The 20831-nt window shown below is 55.7% G+C and carries 22 protein-coding genes; 17 read left to right on the top strand and 5 right to left on the bottom strand.

The features are described from left to right. Positions 1 to 128 precede the first annotated feature (128 nt). Positions 129 to 422, bottom strand: a complete 294-nt coding sequence (locus SD961_RS03575; RefSeq protein ID WP_318789030.1) for an HTH-type transcriptional regulator — start codon at positions 420 to 422, stop codon at positions 129 to 131. Between the two features lie 748 nt (positions 423 to 1170). Between SD961_RS03575 and SD961_RS03570 the strand changes: the two genes are divergently transcribed. The 14 genes from SD961_RS03570 (at position 1171) to SD961_RS03505 (ending at position 15309) form a co-directional block, all read left to right on the top strand. Further along, a complete protein-coding gene (locus tag SD961_RS03570) occupies positions 1171 to 1890 on the top strand; it encodes a FadR/GntR family transcriptional regulator (protein ID WP_318789029.1) in 720 nt (239 codons plus the stop codon). Then, a complete protein-coding gene (locus SD961_RS03565; protein ID WP_318789028.1) occupies positions 1887 to 2891 on the top strand; it encodes an ABC transporter ATP-binding protein in 1005 nt (334 codons plus the stop codon). Before SD961_RS03570 ends, SD961_RS03565 begins: the two co-directional genes overlap by 4 nt. Continuing rightward, positions 2888 to 3979 carry an oligopeptide/dipeptide ABC transporter ATP-binding protein gene (locus tag SD961_RS03560; protein ID WP_318789027.1) on the top strand — a complete coding sequence of 364 codons (1092 nt, stop codon included), beginning with the start codon at positions 2888 to 2890 and terminating at the stop codon, positions 3977 to 3979. The genes SD961_RS03565 and SD961_RS03560 overlap by 4 nt, the downstream gene beginning before the upstream one ends. Next, on the top strand, positions 3976 to 5490 hold the full coding sequence (locus SD961_RS03555) for an ABC transporter substrate-binding protein (protein WP_318789026.1): 1515 nt from the start codon (positions 3976 to 3978) through the stop codon (positions 5488 to 5490). The genes SD961_RS03560 and SD961_RS03555 overlap by 4 nt, the downstream gene beginning before the upstream one ends. A gap of 14 nt (positions 5491 to 5504) precedes the next feature. Beyond that, the gene (locus SD961_RS03550) at positions 5505 to 6446 is read left to right on the top strand and encodes an ABC transporter permease (protein WP_318789025.1); all 942 of its coding nucleotides are present in this window, start codon (positions 5505 to 5507) and stop codon (positions 6444 to 6446) included. Positions 6447 to 6448: 2 nt separating this feature from the next. Next, positions 6449 to 7324: an ABC transporter permease gene (locus tag SD961_RS03545; protein ID WP_318789024.1), complete on the top strand. Its 876-nt coding sequence runs from the start codon at positions 6449 to 6451 to the stop codon at positions 7322 to 7324. Between the two features lie 16 nt (positions 7325 to 7340). Beyond that, positions 7341 to 8942 carry a gamma-glutamyltransferase family protein gene (locus tag SD961_RS03540; RefSeq protein WP_318789023.1) on the top strand — a complete coding sequence of 534 codons (1602 nt, stop codon included), beginning with the start codon at positions 7341 to 7343 and terminating at the stop codon, positions 8940 to 8942. A 143-nt stretch (positions 8943 to 9085) separates the two neighbouring features. Continuing rightward, positions 9086 to 9802: a DUF3053 domain-containing protein gene (locus tag SD961_RS03535; RefSeq protein ID WP_318789022.1), complete on the top strand. Its 717-nt coding sequence runs from the start codon at positions 9086 to 9088 to the stop codon at positions 9800 to 9802. A 239-nt stretch (positions 9803 to 10041) separates the two neighbouring features. After that, positions 10042 to 10296, top strand: a complete 255-nt coding sequence (locus SD961_RS03530; protein ID WP_306209341.1) for a type II toxin-antitoxin system Phd/YefM family antitoxin — start codon at positions 10042 to 10044, stop codon at positions 10294 to 10296. Beyond that, entirely contained in the window at positions 10296 to 10607 is a 312-nt protein-coding gene (locus SD961_RS03525) for a type II toxin-antitoxin system RelE/ParE family toxin (RefSeq protein WP_318789021.1), read from the top strand. The genes SD961_RS03530 and SD961_RS03525 overlap by 1 nt, the downstream gene beginning before the upstream one ends. Positions 10608 to 11078: 471 nt before the next feature. Continuing rightward, on the top strand, positions 11079 to 13013 hold the full coding sequence (locus SD961_RS03520; RefSeq protein ID WP_318789020.1) for a PTS mannitol transporter subunit IICBA: 1935 nt from the start codon (positions 11079 to 11081) through the stop codon (positions 13011 to 13013). 99 nt (positions 13014 to 13112) lie between these two features. Next, positions 13113 to 14261: a mannitol-1-phosphate 5-dehydrogenase gene (gene mtlD / locus SD961_RS03515; protein ID WP_318789019.1), complete on the top strand. Its 1149-nt coding sequence runs from the start codon at positions 13113 to 13115 to the stop codon at positions 14259 to 14261. Positions 14262 to 14328: 67 nt separating this feature from the next. Further along, positions 14329 to 14874 carry a mannitol operon repressor MtlR gene (mtlR, locus tag SD961_RS03510; RefSeq protein WP_412916653.1) on the top strand — a complete coding sequence of 182 codons (546 nt, stop codon included), beginning with the start codon at positions 14329 to 14331 and terminating at the stop codon, positions 14872 to 14874. Between the two features lie 72 nt (positions 14875 to 14946). Further along, positions 14947 to 15309, top strand: coding sequence for a YibL family ribosome-associated protein (locus SD961_RS03505; RefSeq protein WP_318789017.1), 363 nt, complete (start codon positions 14947 to 14949; stop codon positions 15307 to 15309). Between the two features lie 184 nt (positions 15310 to 15493). On the opposite strand, the gene SD961_RS03500 is transcribed toward SD961_RS03505, so the two are convergent. Then, positions 15494 to 15700 (bottom strand): hypothetical protein, encoded by a 207-nt coding sequence (locus SD961_RS03500; protein WP_318789016.1) that lies wholly within the window; start codon positions 15698 to 15700, stop codon positions 15494 to 15496. 275 nt (positions 15701 to 15975) lie between these two features. On the opposite strand from SD961_RS03500, the gene ycgZ reads away from it, so the two are divergent. The 3 genes from ycgZ (at position 15976) to SD961_RS03485 (ending at position 16974) form a co-directional block, all read left to right on the top strand. Beyond that, positions 15976 to 16221 carry a regulatory protein YcgZ gene (gene ycgZ, locus SD961_RS03495; protein ID WP_318789015.1) on the top strand — a complete coding sequence of 82 codons (246 nt, stop codon included), beginning with the start codon at positions 15976 to 15978 and terminating at the stop codon, positions 16219 to 16221. Positions 16222 to 16365: 144 nt separating this feature from the next. Then, the gene (locus SD961_RS03490; protein ID WP_318789014.1) at positions 16366 to 16644 is read left to right on the top strand and encodes a hypothetical protein; all 279 of its coding nucleotides are present in this window, start codon (positions 16366 to 16368) and stop codon (positions 16642 to 16644) included. Positions 16645 to 16731: 87 nt separating this feature from the next. Then, positions 16732 to 16974: a biofilm development regulator YmgB/AriR family protein gene (locus SD961_RS03485; RefSeq protein ID WP_318789013.1), complete on the top strand. Its 243-nt coding sequence runs from the start codon at positions 16732 to 16734 to the stop codon at positions 16972 to 16974. A 125-nt stretch (positions 16975 to 17099) separates the two neighbouring features. Here SD961_RS03485 and SD961_RS03480 read toward each other — a convergent pair whose 3' ends face one another. The 3 genes from SD961_RS03480 to SD961_RS03470 are packed head-to-tail and all read right to left on the bottom strand — an operon-like array spanning position 17100 to position 20702. Beyond that, entirely contained in the window at positions 17100 to 18167 is a 1068-nt protein-coding gene (locus SD961_RS03480; RefSeq protein WP_318789012.1) for a sugar ABC transporter substrate-binding protein, read from the bottom strand. A 34-nt stretch (positions 18168 to 18201) separates the two neighbouring features. Continuing rightward, a complete protein-coding gene (locus SD961_RS03475) occupies positions 18202 to 19200 on the bottom strand; it encodes an ABC transporter permease (protein ID WP_318789011.1) in 999 nt (332 codons plus the stop codon). Then, positions 19197 to 20702, bottom strand: coding sequence for a sugar ABC transporter ATP-binding protein (locus SD961_RS03470; protein ID WP_318789010.1), 1506 nt, complete (start codon positions 20700 to 20702; stop codon positions 19197 to 19199). The genes SD961_RS03475 and SD961_RS03470 overlap by 4 nt, the downstream gene beginning before the upstream one ends. Positions 20703 to 20831 lie beyond the last annotated feature (129 nt).

Below are 20831 nucleotides of genomic sequence, written 5' to 3'. Positions count from 1 at the left end.
GTATTACAGACCCTGGCGCGCTATCAACGACATAAGCTGGCGGAAGAAGAAGCGAAGGGAATGTAGTGAAAAGCTCTCTGTTCGGCAGCCAGAAACACAAAACCCGCCAGAGGGCGGGTTTTTCTTTACTACCCCAGCAGCTGTCTGCTGAGGCAAGGATTAAATTGTATTAACTGCATCAGTTTCTGAGCACTGCGCGAAGGTTTCGTGCGCTTGGCTTCCCAACTTTTCACCGAAGAAACGCTGACGCCCAATGCCAGGGCAAACTCATCAATTTCCATGCCGGTAATTTCCCTGATGCGTTTTGGTTCGGGCACAGTCACTTCACCCTTTAATGCAGGAGCGGCTTGGATAACTTCACGCGTTAATACAATATGTTCCAGACTCGACAACAATTCGCCCATCGGATCTTTCAACTCCATAAGGCTCTCCTCATAAAAATCACAAATGTGAACGGCCAGAGGGTAAGAACCTGAGTCTCAGGTTCAGAATATTGGCGACAACAGCCGCTGGGTTGCTCAGAGAGAGTGCTCAGAGAGACAGCGCAGGGAAACGCCAGGTTCTAAGTATTAGATCAAATCATGCGATTTGCGTCATATTTTTTGACTATTTTTCACACTTGCTTTTCATCCAGGTCCAGCTTTAACAAGAGTAACTTTTTCCCCACCGGCGCCTGCTTTTCAGGCAATCGAGACAGGGCGCGATTGGTACCGCTTACACGCGTCACTTCAATTATTTTTATCTGTACAAATTTTATAATCTGCTTACTTTTACCCGCGTTTTTTTCAGAAATTTCCGAGTGTCTTTGCCAGGCAAAAAATCAGTTAACGACTCATCGGTTCAGCCGGGGCGATGGCAATATTATCGCTAAAAAGGGTCTGCTCTCTGCTTTACCGGCGTATCACACCTGTGCACTCAGAATGATCCTTTGCACCAAATATGAGCAGAGTCGCTTTCTGCACACTCGCGCTCCCCCATTGCCCTCTTTCTTTTAAACCACCGATAATTCAAGTAATTAGCGAGACCCTGCTCACAAAATACCGAACCAATTAAATATTGGTTCAGTTCTTGCCTACTGTAATAAACAGGTCATCACGCCTTGCCCGCACGCTGGCAAGGCCTGTTAATGAAAGCGCTCCCTTAAACGATGAATAAATAAGCGAACCAATTATGGGTGACACGTCAGAAACTGCCATCAACTCCAGCTCCGCGCTGGAAAAGCTGCGCCAGCTGATCCAGCAGCAGGAGCTACAGCCGGAGCTGCCTCTGCCAACCGAACGTGAGCTGGCGGAGCGGTTTATCGTTGGCCGTCGGGAAATCCGTCGGGCGCTGGACGTGCTGGAAGAAGAGGGCCGGATCTGGCGTAAACAGGGCAAGGGCACCTTTGTAGGCCCAGCCGCGCCGGTACAGCCTCTGGTTTTGCAGGACCTTCCGCAGCGGTCAAATCTGCTGGAAGTGATGGAAGCGCGCATTCAGCTGGAGCCGGGGCTGGCGCGTCTGGCCGCTCTGCGCGCCAGCAATGAACAGATCGCCCTGCTAAAGCGCCTGCTGGAGCGCATGCAAAGTATCTCCCTGGATGATGGCGATCAGCACGAGCTGTGGGACAGCGCCTTCCATCGCGCTATTGCCGAAGCCGCCGGAAACCGCCTGATGCTGGGGCTATTTGATGCCGTTGATGCCGTACGGCGTGAACCGAGCTGGCAACATCTGCGGGTGCTGGCCAGGACCCAGGAGCGGCTGAACAATTATGACGATCATCACCAACGCCTGGTGCAACACATTGCCGCCCGCCAGCCCCTTGAGGCAGCAGCAGCCATGCGAGAACACCTGCTGGTGCTACAGCAGGCCCTGATTGAAGCTATCAGCTGCGGCGAAGAGGAGCATCCATGACCGCTGAACACTCTCACCCGGTGCTGGTTCTGAGCCAGCTGAACGTGCAGTTTGCCGGATCGCCAGTCAGCGTACTGGACAATATTTCCCTGCAGGTCGCGGCCGGAGAAACGCTGGCGCTGGTGGGCGAATCTGGCTGTGGAAAAAGCATTACCTCGCTGGCCCTGATGGGGCTGCTGCCCGCCAGCGCTCAGGTGAAGCAGGGCGAAATAGCGTTCCTGGAAAAGGATCTGTTGAGGCTCAGCCCTCGTGACTATGCCGATATCCGTGGCAACGAACTGGCAATGATTTTTCAGGAGCCGATGACCTCGCTGAATCCCGCCTTTACGCTGGGCGATCAGCTTAGTGAGGCGGTGATGCGCCATCGCGATGTCAGTCGTCGTGAAGCGATGCAGGCGGCGCTGCAAATTCTTGAAAAGGTGCAGATCCCGGCGCCTGAAATGCGGCTGAAAGCGTATCCCCACCAGCTCTCCGGCGGCATGCGTCAGCGCGTAATGATTGCGATGGCGCTGATCAACCAACCGAAATTACTTATCGCCGATGAGCCGACAACCGCGCTTGACGTGACCATCCAGGCACAAATTCTTTCGTTGCTGAATACCCTGAAAGCGGAGACCGGCACCGCCGTCCTGATGATCACCCACGACCTGGGCGTGGTGGCGGAAGTGGCGCAGCGCGTGGCGGTAATGTACGCCGGTCAGGTGGTGGAAACTGGCGATGTGGCGGAGATTTTTAACGATCCGCAGCACCCTTACACCATCGGCCTGATGGGATCGATCCCCAGTCTGGGCGCGCGCAGCGCCACCCTTGCCACCATTCCCGGTACCGTACCGCTGCCAGAGCAGATGCCTGCCGGTTGCCGCTTTGCCACCCGCTGCCCCTTTGCCGAAACCCGCTGCCATCAGCATAAACCTGCGTTGAAAGCCTTTGGCGATCATCATCAGGTGGCCTGTTTTCGTGCCCCGCTGGAACAGCATATCGCGTTGGGAGAAATTGCATGAGCACCCCGATTCTGGAATGTACCGACCTGAGCAAAACCTTTGCCGGACCAAACCGCCTGTTTAAACGCAATCTGCAGGTTACCGCCGTTGACCGTATTTCGTTACAGGTGATGCCAGGCGAAACGCTGGCGATCGTGGGCGAGTCGGGTTCCGGAAAATCCACGCTGGGCCGTCTGCTGTTGCGCCTGCTTTCGCCTTCTCAGGGAGCCGTTTTCTATCAGGGCGAAGAGATCACCAAAGCCAGCGGCGTCCGGCTCAATCAGCTGCGCCGGGAACTGCAAATTATCTTTCAGGACCCGTTCGCCTCACTGAATCCCAGGATGAACGTGGAGAGCATCGTTGGCGAGCCGATCTGGCTGCATGAAAGGCTTACCGGGCGGCAACGTCAGGAAAAAGTGGCCGATCTGCTGCAAACCGTCGGGCTGCCTGCGGCCTGGTCCCGCCGCTATCCCCATGAATTTTCGGGCGGACAGCGCCAGCGTATCGGCATCGCCCGTGCGCTGGCGTCAGGGCCAAAACTGCTGCTGGGCGATGAGCCGGTTTCCGCGCTGGATGTCTCAGTGCAGGCGCAGGTGGTGAACCTGCTGGAGAGCCTGAAACAGCAGTTTGGGCTGACGATGATTATCGTGGCGCACGGCCTGGCGGTAATTCGCCATATGAGCGACCGCGTGGCGGTGATGTACCTCGGGCAGATTGTGGAACTGGCTACCGTGGAGGAGATTTTTGATGCTCCGCTGCACCCCTATACCCAGGCGCTGATCGCCTCTGCTCCGCAGATGCAGCCTGGCGCAGCGCGCCAGATCCCGATGCTGCAGGGCGATCTGCCCGATCCCGCCTCGCCCCCTTCCGGCTGCCGTTTTCATACCCGCTGCCCGCACGTCAAGGAGGAGTGCCGCCGCATCGAACCCATCAACCAGATTTTACCAGGCGGCCGTCAGGTGGCCTGTCATCGCTGGCAGGAACTAAACCGCGACCGCAGCGTGATAACTATTGCTCCCCCCTCTTCCGCTTTTCTGCAGCGCCGTGCGCTGTTTGAACAGGCGGTAAAACAACATGCAATAACCCCCTCTGGAGAAGTGACGCGATGAAAGTACGCCACACGTTGTTGACCGCCCTGGGCGGCCTGATGTTGATCGGCAGCCTGCAGGCACAGGCTGAAAGCACGCTGCGCATAGGCCTGGGTGCAGACCCGGATATGCTCGACCCGCATCTGGCGCGCACTTATTACGGCCGCTTTGTCTTTGCAGCCATGTGCGACCGCCTGGTCGATGTGGATGAACACCTGAAGGTGATCCCGGGTCTGGCAACAGACTGGAAATGGAGTGAGGATGGCAAAACGCTGACCATGAATCTCCGCCAGGGCGTGACCTTCCAGGATGGCGAGAAGTTTGATGCTGAAGCAGTGAAATTTAATATTGAACGCGCCCTGACGCTGCCCGGTTCGCTGCGCAAAAGTGAAATTTCCTCTATTGAGTCGGTTGAAGTCGCTTCGCCTTCACAGGTGATCTTCCACCTGAAAAATGCTGATGCCGCCCTGCTGAGTCAGCTGACTGACCGCGCAGGCGCGATGCTGGCGCCTGAAGCGGCGGCGAAACCCGATTTTGCCACCCATCCGGTCTGCTCCGGCCCTTATCAGTTTGAAAGCCGCGTGCAGCAGGATCGCATCATCCTGAAACGCTTCGATAATTACTGGAACAAGTCAGCTTATCACTTCGATAAAGTGGTTTTCCTGCCCATTCCTGATGCCTCGGTACGCCTGGCAAACCTGCGTTCTGGCGATCTCGACCTGACCGAAGGTATCGCCGCCAGCGACGTAAAAACCGTTGAGGCCGACAGCAAACTGAGCCTCGCCAAAGTCACTGGTCTGGGTTATCAGGGCATTACCTTCAACATCGCCAACGGCAAAGTCGACCCGAACAACCCATTTGTGAAAGATGCCCGCGTGCGGGAAGCGTTCTCGCTGGCTATCGACCGCGATGCGCTGAATCAGGTGGCGTTCGAGGGGTTATACGCGCCTTCAAATCAGGCGCTCTCGCCGGTCTCTCCTTACCACGTCAAGCTGCCGGTAGCGGCTCGTGACGTGGAGAAGGCCAAAGCTCTGCTGGCAGCGGCTGGCGTGAAAACGCCCATCGACGTCACCCTGTTAGTCACCAACAATCCTACCTCACAGCAGGTTGGTCAGGTGATTCAGGCGATGGTGAGCGAAGCCGGATTTAACGTGAAGCTGCAGATGAGTGAATTTGCTTCCCTGCTGGATCGTCAGCAGCGCGGCGAGTTCCAGCTCAGCCTCTCTGGCTGGTCGGGACGTCCCGATCCTGACGGCAGCATCTTCTCGTTTATCAACAGCAAGGGCACCCTGAATGACGGGCGTTACAGCAACCCTCAGGTCGATGCCTGGCTAACCGAAGCGCGTCAGACCAACGATCAGGCCACGCGCCAGGCGCTGTATGACAAAGTAGTGAAGCAGCTGCAAACCGATATGCCGATTGCATACCTCTACTTTGAGCCGCGCATCTTTGGCCTGAACAAAAAAGTGCAGGGCTTTAAAGCCTGGCCGGACGGGCTGGTACGCCTGGCTGGCGTGAAAATGGCACCCTGAGCCGGAGAGCGACCATGTTGGAATTGATCTGTAAACGCCTGCTGCTGGCTGTTCCTACGCTGTTTCTGGTGAGCATTATGGTGTTCTCGCTGCAGAAGCTGCTGCCGGGCGACCCGGTGCTGGCGATGGCGGGGGAAGAGCGCGATCCGGCGGTGATAGCCCAGCTCAGGGAGCAGTATCACCTGAACGATCCGCTGCCGACGCAGTATCTCTGGTGGCTGGGTAACGCGCTGCGCGGCGACCTCGGCACCTCGCTGCGGACACAGGAGCCGGTCACTACGCTTATCGCCAGCAAGCTTCCGGTCACGCTGGAGCTGTCGCTGCTGGCGATGATAGTAGCGCTGGTGGTGGGCATCAGTATGGGGATTGTCGCTGCCGTCCGGAAAAACAGCTGGATCGATCACACCACCAACTTTGTCGCGCTTTCCGGGATCTCGATCCCGCACTTCTGGCTGGGGATCCTGCTGATCCTGCTGTTTTCCGTCCATCTTCAGTGGCTCCCGGCCTCCGGCTACGTGTCGCTGAGTGAAAGCGTTTCGCAAAACATCAAAACGCTGCTGCTGCCAGCGCTGGTGCTCGGCACTGGCCTGGCCGCCACGCTGATGCGCCACACGCGCGCCTCGATGATTGCAGTGCTGAAAGCAGACTACATCCGTACAGCCAGGGCTAAAGGTCTGCTGCCGAAAAAAGTGATCCTTAAGCACGCCTTCCGTAACGCGCTGGTGCCGGTGATTACGCTGACCACTCTGCTGTTTGGCGAGCTGCTGGGCGGTGCGGTGCTGACGGAACAGGTCTTCACCCTGCCGGGCTTCGGCAAAATGATTGTCGATGCGGTGTTTAACCGTGATTACGCCGTGGTGCAGGGCGTGGTGCTGGTGGTGGCTATCGGCTTCCTCCTGCTAAACCTGCTGGCTGACGTCCTGTACGTGCTGATCAATCCTAAGATGCGAGGCTGACGATGAGTGAAGTTCTGGCCGCTGGCAACGCTGCTGCGCTGCGCAAGCCCACCAACCGCGTGCTGAAAAAGTTTCTCGGCAATAAAAGCGCGGTTATCGGTGCGGTGATTGTGCTCTTCTTTGTGGTCGTGGCTCTTCTGGCGCCCTGGCTGGCACCCTTTGACCCGATCAAAGCCAATTTTCTGGCGGTGCGCAAAGCGCCTTCAGCCCTCTACTGGCTCGGCACCGATGAGCTGGGACGCGATATCTTATCCCGCCTGATCTGGGGCGCCCGTAGCTCGCTGCTGGCGGGCTGTATCTCAGTGCTGATCGCCATTCTGATTGGCGTTCCGCTGGGGCTGATTGCCGGATACTGGCAGGGAATATGGGACGGCGTGATATCCCGCTTTATCGAAGCCCTGCTGGCCTGCCCTTTCCTGATCCTTGCTATCGCCCTTGGCGCTTTTCTCGGTCCCAGTCTTGGCAACGCAATGATCGCTATCGGCTTGTCCGCCATGCCCATCTTTGCCCGCCTGATCCGGGGGCAGGTGATTGCCATACGCAATGAAGAGTATATCGACGGTGCACGCGCTATCGGCCTGCCTGACCGCTGGATTGTGCTGCGCTACGTGCTGCCTAACGTGATGTCGCCCATTCTGGTGCAGGCTACGCTGGCTATCGCCTCCGCCATTATTACCGAGGCCAGCCTCTCCTTCCTGGGTCTGGGACAACAGCCGCCTGCTCCTTCCTGGGGCGCGATGCTGAATACGGCCAAAGGCTTTCTGGAGCAGGCGCCCTGGATGTCGGTTTTCCCCGGCCTTGCCATTTTTCTTATCGTGCAGGGCTTTAATCTGCTGGGCGACGGACTGCGCGACGCACTCGATCCGCGCAACGACTAATCATTAAGGAACGGCTATGAGTGGAATCAGTGATTTTAACGTGGGATACCCATCTTATCGCGCGCCCATGATGGGACGTAATGCGGTGGCGGCATCACAGCCGCTGGCTGCACAGGCGGGGATCCGCATGCTGCAACTGGGCGGCAACGCGGTTGACGCAGCGATTGCCACCGCGATGGCGTTGACGGTGGTGGAACCCACCGGCAACGGCATCGGCAGTGACGCTTTCGCCATTATCTGGGACGGTGAAAAACTGCATGCGCTGAACGCTTCGGGCCGTGCTCCTGCCGCCTGGTCGCGGGAGACCTTTGCTCATCTGGCCGCGATGCCGGAAATCGGCTGGGATGCGGTGACGGTGCCGGGTGCGGTCTCTGCCTGGGTCGAACTGGCAGAGCGGTTCGGCACGCTGCCGATGACCACGCTGGCTCAACCGGCCATTGAGTATGCCCGCAACGGTTTTCCCGTTTCCCCCCTGATTGGTCACCTCTGGGAACGCGGCTTTAACAAGCTGCGCGACCAGCCAGGTTTCAGCGCCTGTTTTGCGCCGGAAGGCCGTGCGCCTAAAGTGGGTGAACTGTTCCGTAATCCTGACCAGGCAGACACGCTGGAAAAAATCGCCGCCACTAACGGTGAAGCGTTCTATCACGGCGAGCTGGCAGAAAAAATTGCCGCCTTCGCCAAAGAGCATGGCGCGGCGCTGACGCTGGAGGATCTGAAAACCCACAAGGCTGACTGGGTAGAGATGCTGTCGCGTCCGTTTGCAGGCGGCTCGGTGCAGGAGCTGCCGCCGAACGGTCAGGGCATCGCCACGCTGATGGCGCTGGGTATCCTGGAGCAGTGGGATATTGGCCGCTATGAGCCAGATTCCGTGCAGTGGCTGCATCTCTCCATCGAAGCGATGAAGCTGGCGCTGGTGGATCTGGAGCGCTACGTAGCTGATGAAGATCATATGGAGTTTCCGGCGGAGCTGCTGCTTAGCGATGAGTATCTGAAAACCCGCGCCGCGCTGATCGACCCGACCAGAGCCGGTGACTTTACCTTTGGTGCCCCTAAGCAGAGCGGCACGGTCTATCTCTCCACCGCCGACGCCAGCGGGATGATGGTCTCATTTATTCAGTCCAACTATATGGGCTTTGGTTCAGGGGTGGTGGTACCGGGTACCGGCATCAGTCTGCAAAACCGGGGCGCAGGCTTTGTGCTGGAGGAGAACCATCCAAACGTGGTTGCGGCCAGCAAGCGCGCTTTCCACACCATTATCCCCGCCTTTGCGCTGGATGGTGAAGGTCAGCCGCTGATGTCCTTTGGCGTGATGGGCGGGCCGATGCAGGCGCAGGGGCATCTGCAAATGGCGCTGCGTATTATGCTGGCGAAACAGAATCCTCAGGCTGCAATTGATGCGCCGCGCTGGCGCGTGGTGGAAGGCCGCGAGGTGAGCGTGGAACCGGCAATGGCGCTGAATACGATAGCCGCCCTGCGCGCGATGGGACATAAAATTGTGGTGGAAGATCCGCTACAGACCTATAACTTTGGCGGTGCGCAGGCGATTGTTCGCGACCCACAAGGCTTCTACATTGCCGCTACGGAAAGCCGCAAAGATGGCCAGGCCCTGGTTTTCTAAGCTCTGCTGCCGGAGACGTGAATTTCTTCACCCTTCCGGCCCTGTTTTCCGTATCCTCCCCGCACGAGTTAGACTATTCTTCAGAGGCGGCGCATGCCGCCCTCATTTCTTTGCAAGCCCTACAATTACAGGAGTTACTTCCCATGACGACAGGACTTTCTCGCGTCTGGTCACGTCTGCTGGTGCCCTTTGTGGCACTGTTTCTGGTTTTCCAGCTCACCGGCTGCGGTGATAAAGAAGCCGATCAGCGCAAAGCTTTTATCGATTTCCTGCAAAACACGGTGATGCGCAGCGGCGAACATTTGCCGAGCCTCAGTGAAGATCAAAAACAAAAATTGGGTAATTACGTCAGCGATTACGCCATTCTTTACGGTTTTTCTCAGCAGGTTAACCGCGCCGTGGACTCCGGCATGAAGCCGGTAGTGGATGAGCTTTCCGCTATTCGTACACCACAGGATTATCTGACTCGTCGTGACTCATTGCGTCAGGCCAGCGGTTCGCTGGGCGTGCTGATCCAGCAAATTCAGGCTGCCAAAACGCAGGCTGACAGCAGCAAGGCCGCATTGAAACAGCCCGAAGATCTGAAAACCGTCTATGACAATGTCTATAACAAAGTGGTGACGCAGCCAGCGAATTCGCTGCAGCCGTTGCTGCCCGCCTTACAGACGCTGAGCCAGGATGCGGTGCAGACCGGTGATTTCCTGCAGGCGCAGGGCAGCCAGGTAACCTTTAACGGCCCCGCTATTGAGTTCCCAACCCAGCAGCAGGCAACGCAGTACAACACGCTGATGCAGAATCTCTCTGCCAACGCTCAGGCGCTGAGTCAGGCGCAAAGCGCGCTGCAGGGCGGTTTCCAGTAAGCCGCCAGGCTAAGTCAGGATAGCCATTACAGCTCATCGCAGGTGGGAATATTCCGCCTGTGATGAGAAAGGTAGGCCATTTTTCCGTCTGCCAACCATGCTTTCAACGTCCACTTATCCTCTCAAGCTATTATCCCTGCTGGACATAAGCAATTTAGCTGGCACATTTTTCTCGTGCATTCTATTCTTGCAGCGAATCGTTCGATTTATACCTGTTCGCACAATGTAAGGAGAGCACCATGCTGAGTTTCACCGCTAATCAGGCTAAAACCCAGTTCGGAGAATTAATCAACAAGGCGCAGCGTGAGCCGGTGAGCATTACTAAAAACGGTAAGCCGTCGGTTGTGGTCATTTCTGCTGATGACTATCAGTTGATTGAGCAGATGAAAATGGAGCAGCTGCGTAGCAAGCTGGCCCGTTCTATTGCTCAGGTGGAAGCGGGCAAAGTGCGCGATGTTGACGACGTATTTGATGAGCTGATGAAGGATCTGTAATGGCCCGGGCAACACTCTCCGAAGAGGCCGAACTCGATTTGGCTGAAATAAGGGAATATTCGATTGGGCAGTTTAGCCGGGTGATGGCAAAAGAGTATCTGTCCAATATGCGCCAGACGATGAAGCGCCTGGCTGACCATCCTGCTATTGGCGAAGATAAAAGTGATGAACTCTGGCCGGGTGTGCGCTGTTTCCCTTATATGAGCCACGACATCTATTTTATAGAGGTGAAGGAGGGGATCTCTGTAATTGGCATTATCCATCAAAGCCGCCTGCCAACCGTGCTGCTTAAACGCCAGCCGGATGCCTGACGAAACCGTTAAGCAGAAAGCGTCATCTGCCCGAACAAAACCTCACGTTGAACCAGAACAAAGACGTCATTTTCCTACATAGCATCTATCTGTTGAACAGGGGCCAGACAGAAGTGTGATCGCACGCATTTTGAGCACAAAATTTATTGTGACTTCCGTCACACATATGACAGAAAGCCACCTCCCATTTTCGTGACAAAAATCACACAAAACCGGCGCTTTTGTGCATTATTCCGCCAGCGTCTTTTTTTTACACGCTATATATGTGATCTGTATCACTAAAACACCCCCTCAGGCCCACCCAACATAGTGATATGTATCACACTTTTCCTGCTGACTACGCAGCGTCATATTCGCGTGATAGAGTCCGCCTGCATACACAGTGATACAGCGGCTCCCCGCCGAGATGTCCTAAACAAAAATCAACGCGCTCTCTTATTGTCAGCGCGTACCAATAAGGGGTGTTTTTTTATGTCCTCATCAGATATCAAGATCAGAGTGCAGAACTTTGGTCGCTTTCTGAGCAATATGGTGATGCCAAATATCGGGGCCTTTATCGCCTGGGGTATTATCACCGCACTGTTTATTCCTACCGGCTGGCTGCCAAATGAAACCCTGGCCAAGCTGGTTGGCCCGATGATCACCTACCTGTTGCCGTTGCTGATCGGCTTCACCGGTGGTCGTCTGGTTGGCGGCGATCGCGGTGGCGTGGTCGGTGCTATCACCACCATGGGCGTGATCGTCGGTGCGGATATGCCGATGTTTCTCGGATCGATGATTGCTGGCCCGCTCGGCGGCTGGGCAATCAAGAAATTCGACCGCGTGGTCGATGGTAAAATCAAAAGCGGCTTCGAAATGCTGGTCAACAACTTCTCTGCCGGTATCATCGGCATGCTGTTGGCGATCCTGGCTTTCCTGGCGATTGGTCCGCTGGTCGAGGGGCTTTCCCATATCCTCGCCGCTGGCGTAAACCTGATGGTGCAGAACAACCTGCTGCCGCTGACCTCCATCTTTGTTGAACCGGCGAAAATCCTGTTCCTGAACAACGCTATCAACCACGGTATCTTCTCGCCACTGGGTATTCAGCAGGCAAGCGAAGCCGGTAAGTCGATCTTCTTCCTGATTGAAGCCAACCCGGGTCCCGGTATGGGCGTGCTGATGGCTTACATGTTCTTTGGACGCGGTAATGCTAAGCAGTCTGCGGGCGGCGCGGCCATCATCCACTTCCTGGGCGGTATTCACGAAATTTACTTCCCGTACGTGTTGATGAACCCTCGCCTGCTTATTGCGGTAATCCTGGGCGGTATGACAGGCGTATTCACGCTGACGCTGCTGAACGGCGGCCTGGTTTCTCCAGCCTCGCCGGGTTCTATCCTGGCCGTGCTGGCCATGACGCCAAAAGGCGCCTACTTCGCCAATATCGCCGCCATTATCGCCGCCTTTGCGGTCTCCTTCGTGGTCTCTGCCATCCTGCTGAAAACCAGCAAGGTGAAAGAAGATGACGATATCGAAGCTGCCGCTCGTCGCGTTAGCGAGATGAAAGCGCAGTCTAAAGGCCAGGGCACCGTTACCGCGGCTACCGCTGCCGATGGCATGCACAGCGACCTGACCCTGGTGCGTAAAATCATCGTAGCTTGTGATGCCGGTATGGGTTCCAGCGCAATGGGTGCAGGCGTGCTGCGTAAAAAGGTGAAAGATGCCGGTCTGACCATGATTTCCGTCACCAATACCGCCATCAATAACCTGCCGGGCGATGTGGATCTGGTGATCACTCACCGTGATCTGACCGAGCGCGCCATTCGTCAGGCACCGCACGCACAGCATATTTCTCTGACTAACTTCCTCGACAGTGGTCTCTATACCGACCTGACCAGCCGTCTGGTAGAGGCGAACCGTACAGCGGGTCACCGTGAAAAAGTCACCGCCACGCTGAGCGACAGTTACGACGACAGTCAGGAGCATCTGTTCAAGCTGGGCGCCAGCAACATCTTCCTTGGCAACCACGCAACTGATAAAGAGCAGGCGATCCGCTTTGCTGGTGAGCAGTTAGTTAAAGGCGGCTATGTTGAGCCAGAATATGTTCAGGCGATGCTGGATCGTGAGAAACTGACGCCAACTTATCTGGGTGAATCCATTGCGGTTCCGCACGGGACGATTGAAGCGAAAGACCGCGTGCTGCGCACCGGCATCGTCTTCTGCCAGTATCCGGACGGCGTGCGCTTCGGTGAAGATGAGGACGATATTGCCCGTCTGGTCATCGGTATCGCTGCCCGCAATAATGAGCACATTCAGGTGATTACCAGCCTGACCAACGCGCTGGATGATGAGTCCGTGATTGCACGGCTGACCACCACCACCAACGTTCAGGAAGTGCTGGATCTGCTCGCCGGTAAAAAGCCGGTTTAAGCTTCCGCTACTCAAGCATTACCTCCCAGGGCCGGGCATGCCCGGCTCTTTTTTCGGGTCGGGTTTGTCCGGCCCTTGATCATTGATACGGGAAAAATTATGAAAGCATTACATTTTGGCGCCGGAAATATTGGCCGCGGTTTTATTGGTAAATTACTGGCTGACGCCGGTATCCAGCTGACGTTTGCCGACGTCAACCAGGTGGTTCTGGATGCGCTGAATGCCCGTCACGAATACCCGGTGCATGTGGTTGGCGAGCAGGCGCAGGTTGAGATTGTTAAAGGTGTGAATGCGGTTAACAGTGCCAGTGACGACATCATTCCCCTGATTGCTGAAGTGGATATCCTGACCACGGCGGTAGGCCCGCAGATCCTGGAGCGCATCGCGGCTGGCATCGCCAAAGGGCTGATAAAACGCAGCGACAGCGGTAATAGCCGCCCGTTGAACATTATTGCCTGTGAGAACATGGTTCGCGGCACCACGCAGCTGAAAGGCCACGTGATGAAGGCGCTGCCAGAGCAGTACCACGCCTGGGCAGAAGCCAACGTGGGCTTTGTGGATTCCGCCGTAGATCGCATTGTACCGCCGTCAGAAGCGGGCACCACCGATCCGCTGGAAGTGACCGTAGAAACCTTCAGCGAGTGGATCGTCGATAAAACCCAGTTCAAAGGGGATCTGCCTGCTATTCCGGGCATGGAGCTGACCGATAATCTGATGGCGTTTGTGGAGCGTAAGCTGTTCACGCTGAATACCGGCCACGCCATCACCGCCTACCTGGGCCAGCTGGCCGGGCATCAGACCATTCGTGATGCCATTCTGGATGAGAAAGTCCGCACGGTGGTGCAGGGAGCGATGGAAGAGAGCGGCGCAGTGCTGATCAAGCGTTACGCTTTTGATGCTGACAAGCATGCCGCCTATATCCAGAAAATCCTTGGCCGTTTTGAAAACCCTTATCTGAAAGATGACGTTGAGCGCGTAGGCCGCCAGCCGCTGCGCAAGCTGAGCGCGGGCGATCGCCTGATTAAACCGACGCTGGGCACGCTGGAATATGGTCTGCCGCACGCTAACCTGGTGACCGGGATTGCCGCAGCGATGCACTATCGCAGCAGCCAGGACCCGCAGGCGCAGGAGCTGGTAGCGCTGCTGGAAAGCAAAGGCGTTAAGGCTACGCTGGCGCAGATCTCTGGCCTGGAAGAAGAGAGCGACGTAGTCGCTGATGTGGTAAAAGCATTTGATGCTATGGCCTAGCGCCGGTTTCAACGGATGAACGGACAGGGCACTCTCGGTGCCCTTTAAGGCGGCGTCCCGCCTGGTGATGAACGATATGCAGGCTCTCATGGAAAAACCACAGGCTTTTGAGAATCGGGTGCTTGAACGCCTGAACGCCGGACGAACGGTCAGAACTTTTCTGATCGCGGCGGTTGAGCTGTTGGCTGAAGCGGTAAACCTGCTGGTTATTCAGGTTTTCCGCAAAGATGACTACGCGGTGAAATATGCGGTAGAACCGCTGCTGCTTGGCGATGGTCCGCTGGGCGAACTTTCCGTCAGGCTGAAGCTGATTTACGGTTTAGGCGTAATAAGCCGCAATGAATATGAGGATGCGGAACTCCTGATGGCGCTGCGCGAGGCGCTGAATGACGACGGCACCGATTACCGTTTTACCGACGATGAGCTGCTTGGTCCTTTCGGTGAACTGCATTGCGTGGCGGCTTTCCCGCCCCTGCCAGATCTTTCCAGCGACGATCCCGAACTGCGCGCCATGCTGCAACAGCGTTATCAGCAGGTGGTGCGATCCACGCTGGTGCTCTCCCTGACGGAGCTGATTTCCCGCATCAGTCTCAAGCAGGCGTTCAAAAAGTAACGCGTCCCCTTTCCCTCTTGCTACTGCTTTCGTGTATCCTTGCGGCAATGAATCACATTACGGTCAATGAAAATGAAAGAACCAGTTCAGGAAGAAATCAGAACCCTTAGCGATAAGCTGGAAGCGCTGACGCGGAAAGAGCCAGCGCTGCTGGAGTCTGGCGACGCGGAAAAACTCGGCGAACTGCTGAAAGAGAAAGACAAGATTATTGCAGAGCTGGAACGCCTGCGTGGCGTGCGCGAGCAGAAGCTCAGCAAAGAGGCGCAGAAGCTGAAAGCGTTGCCGTTCAGCCGGGCGATCACCAAAAAAGAGCAGGCCAACCTGGGCGAGCTGAAGAAAAGCGTCCGTGGCATTGTGGTGGTGCATCCAATGACCGCGCTGGGCCGCGAGATGGGCCTGCAGGAGATGACAGGCTTCGCAAAAAAAGCATTCTGACCCCGCCGCGTTTTCGCCTGTTCCAGCGGTTCTGTGATTGCAGAGCCGCTTTCTCTGGCATCATCCCTGATGCATCCTCAGACCTCTCCATCAAGCACACAGCAATCGCCAACGTTATTTCTTAACGCGTGTCATCACTGATTCTTTCTTTGTGCGCAATCCAAAAAAGCTAACGTTTACCGAATTACTCGTTCGACGTACTTCTCACAATATAATCCCTTGCCCAGCAGCATATGGCTTTCACTGCCGGGTTTCCGGCACTTGCGCCCATTAACTGCAACATGGTCACGATATTTTCACTGTGAAGGGGCAGATCTGCTCTTAGCAGAGCCGTTACGGCCGCGCCAATAATGGCGCGCTGGTCGTTTTGCCGTTCATCAGTTATCTTCAAAAAATTCTCCCGGCTGTACGAATAGCCAGTTTACCACCCTTTTAATCCTGAAAAGGGCGTTCCTGACTCGCCTTTATCACACCTTTCAGGTTGTACAAGTCGGGGCGGAAGCAGGATGCGGGTGCCTGTTTCATAACTAGCTGATATGTAAGAGTTAGCACTTATTGCACAAAAACCTGTCAACCATCCGGAGACATTCCTGTACAAAAAAATATTTTTTGTATAACTTACCCCGCATCAAAGGGAGAATAATCAACCACCGGAGTGCGGCCATTATGCATCAGAATAATTTAGTCCCGCAGACAGAAGAGCAAATTGCGCATTATTTCAACACCATACATCTGCCTACCCAGCAGGAGACGCTGGGCCAGATCGTGACTGAAATTCTCCGTGCCGGAAAAAGCCTTAACCGTAAGGCGATTTGTAGTCGTCTTTTGTTTCGTCTTGAACATGCCAGCGGACAGGAAGAAGAACGTCACTATCAGCAGTTGATAGGCCTGCTGTTTGCACGGGACATCTGATAAGCGAGCAATACCCTCAGATAATAGTGCTCCAGCCTGCAATTTCAGTGCGCACAGCTCTACAATAATCCGTCTCAGACAAAAGAAATTGTGCCAGGTCGAGGGTGTTTCCTCTGAGCCTGGTGCTTGTTATGGACCGAATTCATGTTTCCAGATGAAGAAGAAAAGCTCACTGATATTATGTTGGGTGACGCTGTCCTCTATCTGCTACAGGAAGGCAGCGCAATAAACGTTAGCGCACTGATCGCTACCCTGCAGAAAATGGCGGAACGTGAAGAGAGCGCTATTTACCAACAGGCTTGTCTGAACGCGCTAAAAAACGTGCGTAATAGTGCAAAGCTTTGCGTCTGTCAGCCAGATGAGGAGAGCAATGTGTTGCCACTCTTTTCACACTTTCCTACCGCTAACGCGACTAAACACTGATAAACCGTGAAGCGTTCACGCCTGTCAGGCTTACTTACCATGCTGACTTATAATCCTGGTCACCCAGGAAAGGAGCCTATGCAGCAGATGGCAAAACAAGCCTTTTCCGGCTACTCCGGTCAGGAAAGCGGCCTTTTTCATGATGAAAAGCAGATAGCAGGCAGCATTATTCACCACCAGATCTCTACCTGTGGTCACGTTACTAACAAGACCATCACCCTGCGACTGATTGAAATGCTGGAAACAGCGGATAATGCGGAGCAACAGCATATGCTGCGTAATGCGCTGGAACTTATTGTGAGCCAGACAGCCGAATCCGTTCGTTCCTGATCTGCAGGCAGTCTCTTGTCACTGCCGATGTGGTCTCGTCGCGCTCAGTATGATGCTGTGAGCGCGACTGACTTCACTCTTGTTTAGTGCTGGCTGACGGTGATGCGGATAAACAAAATAATCGGTTATTTTTTCGCGTATTTAGCCTGCAACGTGGCGAACCACGGCGCCACGAAGTCGGCAGATTCTCCCCAACCCGGAATGATTTTGTTCAGGCTGGCAACGTTGACTGCGCCAGACTGCTCAGCAAGTTGCGCCTGAGAAATAGCCGCCGCCTTGAATTGATAAGTTGCAGGCGTTGCTTCACCACCAATCTTATTGGCGATCAGACGCATATTGGTGGCGCCAATCAGCTTACTGTCTACCGCTACCGTCTGCTTCCAGGGACTGTTAGCCTGGTGCATCAGCTGAAGATCCTGGTTAGAGACATCGATGCTGTAGAGTTTAATTTCGGTACGGCCATTCTCCTGCAGCGCTTTATAGGCGCCCTGAGCAAAGGCATCCCATGAGCCCCAGATCGCGTCAATTTTGCCTTTCGGATATTTGGCAAGGATGGCACCAATCTTGTTCGCCGTGTCGCCCTGAACGTCTGAAGAGACCGCACCGATTGACTCCAGCTGATGAAGACCCGGATTCGCCTTCAGCACTTTCTCATACACCACCTGACGGCGCTCCATCGCCGGGAAGCCGGCAACCCACAGCTTGACGATATTCGCCTTGCCGTTGGTATCTTTAATCAGTTGATCCAGCGAGAGCTGCGCCAGAGACGCATCATCCTGCGCGGTGACGGTCACTCCTTCCACCGGCTGGTTGACCGGCGTGTCGAACACGGAAACCTTGATGCCTGCGTCAGCAATACGCTTCACCAGCGCCGTGGAGTAAGGATCTTTCCCGTGCGACAGGATGATGCCGTCATATTTCTGGCTGATGGCCTGGTTCACAAAATCCTGAAAACGGGCATCGTCGCCGTTGCTTAAAAAGGTGCTGACCTTAAAGCCGAGCTTGCGCCCTTCCTGAATCGCACCCGCCACAAACTGGGTGGTGTTGTCATCCGAACCGAGGTTACGGATCACCGCCACACGAACCGGGCCGTCGTGGTTAGCAATGACGGCCGGAACGGTAGCGGTATCCGCGAAGGCTGGTACGGCGGTGAGCAGGCTTAACGCCAGTAACGAGGTGGTCAGTTTTTTCATTGTTATCACTACCCTGTCGGTCGGTGTAAAGCGCCTATCGGCGCTGTATGTAAGTAATCGCCAGTGCAACAGCCAGCACTAAGCCTTTGATAATATCCATGGCGTAATAGGGCACGGAGAGCATCACCAGTCCGTTCTGCAGCACGCCGAGAATAATGGCCCCCACCAGCGTTCCCAGCGCGTTCGGCTTGCCGGAGCCCGCCAGCGAGAAGCCGATCCATGCCGCGGCTACGGCATCCATCAGGTAGCCGCCACCCGCGTTAACCTGCGAAGAACCGATGCGGGAAGCCAGTAAAATCCCACCCAATCCCGCCAGCAAAGAGGCGATAACATAGGCGAGCACGCGATAGCGGTTGGTACGAATACCCGACAGCCGCGCCGCTTCAGGATTACCGCCAATGGCATACATCCGGCGGCCATGCTTGGTCAGCGACAGTCCCAACTGCGCCAGCACGGTCACCACCAGCATAATAATAACGATGGTGGGAACCTGTCCCAGCAGCGAGAAGTTGGCCGGAATAGTGCCTTCCGCCATATCACCGCTCGGCAACACCATATTTTCCGTAATAGAGCCGCCGAAGCTGTAGGTCATCGCCACACCCTGAACGACAAACAGGCTGGCCAGGGTAGCTAACATGTCGGGAATACGCAGAATAACGATAAGAAAGGCGTTAAACAGTCCTACCAGCGTACAGAGCAACAGAGTGATAACTATCGCCTGCGTTGAGCCGTAGCCGTACCAGACGAACAGCGAGATCACCAGCGAGTTCGCCAGCGACGCGGTAGACCCGACAGAGAGGTCGAAGCCGCCGATAGTCAGGGAAATCGACACGCCAATGGCGATCACCGTTACGATAGCGATAGATCGCAGGATATTGATGATGTTCGTCGGCTCAAGGAAGCTGTCGGACGCCAGGCCAAATGCTGCGATCAGGGCAACAACTGTCAGCAACATCCCCCATTTATAGAGAAATTCAAACAGCTGGTGACGCACAGAGGGCGCCCCCTTCAGGGAAAGATCTTTGCTGCTCACGCAGGCGTACCTCCGGTGGAATAAAGTAAAAGTGTCTCTTCATCAACGTCGCTGGCATCCATTTCTGCCACGATACGCCCGTCCCAGAGCACGCAAATGCGATCGCACAGGCCGACCAGTTCAGAGAATTCGCCAGAGGCGTAAATCACTCCTTTTCCCTGGCGAGCCAGCCCGTCGATCAGCTCAAATAAATCAGTTTTGGCTTTAACATCTACCCCTTTAGTCGGCTCATCAAAAATCAGCACGTCGGCGTCATTGCGCAGCCATTTGCCGATGGCCACTTTCTGCTGATTACCGCCCGACAGACGACGCAATGTCTGCTGTGGGCCGGTGGTACGCACGCCCAGCCGCTTGATGACCTCTTCCGCCCATTGCCAGGCCTGCCGGTGGCCAAACAGGCTCCAGCGGGAGAAGCTGTTGTCCGCCGTCACGCTCAGGTTCATCGCTACCGACTCATCAATAAAGATGCCCTCTTTGCGGCGCTCTTCCGGGATGAGCGCCATACGCTTCTCTACCGCAGCATGGGGCCAAGAGGGCTTCCAGGGTTTACCGTGCAGCTCTCCACGCTCAACCCGGCTGCGGGTAGCGCCAAACAGAGCCTTACAAAGTTCCGTTTTCCCCGCACCGGCCAGCCCGGCAATCCCCAGGATTTCGCCTTTACGCAGCGTCAGGGAGATGTTGTGCAGCAGCGCATCGTCGTGCAGGCCTTCCACGCTGAGCAGCGTTTGTTGGCTGAAGGGCGGACGACGCGGGGGATAGATATCATCCAGCTGATGGCCCAGCATCTTCTCGACAATCTGCTCGCCATCCAGCTGTGCCATGGGGCAGGTTTCAATCAGCTGACCGTCACGCAGCACGGTGAGCTGGTCGCAGATAGCGCGCAGTTCATGAATACGGTGAGAAATAAACACCACGCCGATGCCGCTGCGTTGCAGACGGCGCACGACCGCAAACAGGCGCTCGCTTTCATGCTGATCCAGCGGCGCGGTAGGTTCATCAAGAATAAGGAAGCGGCAGTGATGAGAGAGCGCCCTTGCCAGCAAAATCTGCTGTTTTTCCGCCAGCGTACAGCGTTCGACAGGCTGGCGAACGTCCAGCGAAACGTCCAGCTGCGCCAGAAGCGCTCTGGCCTGTTTCCGGATCTCTCCCCAGCGATAAATCTGTCCGCCTTCTGCCAGCCTGTCCAGCATGATGTTTTCCGCCACGCTGAGCACAGGCACCAGCGCCACGTCCACTTCCTGCTGCACAAGATGAATGCCCAGCTGTTTCGCGTCGCGCGGAGAGCGGATGGTTACGGGCTGACCATCCAGCAAAATTTCACCGCTGTAATGATCGTAAGCCCCCGACAACACCGCCATCAGCGTCGATTTTCCTGCGCCGTTAGCGCCCGTCAGCGCATGTACCGAATGGCCTTCAAGGCTGAAGTCCACGCCGTTCAGGGCTGTGAAACCGCCAAAAGCGATGGAGATTTGACGCATTTCGAGGCGGTTTAACGCAGTCATGGGCGAAATTCTCTGGCAGATGATAAAACGTGTCGCCGCATTTTTTATTGGATTGGCACGGCTGGCAACGAACGAAAGCGCATAAGCTAACACGAAATGGTATTAGCCATCCAGACATCCAGCCATATA

This window comes from Erwinia sp. MMLR14_017 (genome assembly GCF_033657285.1).
Classification (GTDB): domain Bacteria; phylum Pseudomonadota; class Gammaproteobacteria; order Enterobacterales; family Enterobacteriaceae; genus Erwinia.
The sequence above is the reverse complement of the archived record's forward strand: the minus strand, read 5'-3'. Positions and strand labels throughout refer to the sequence as shown.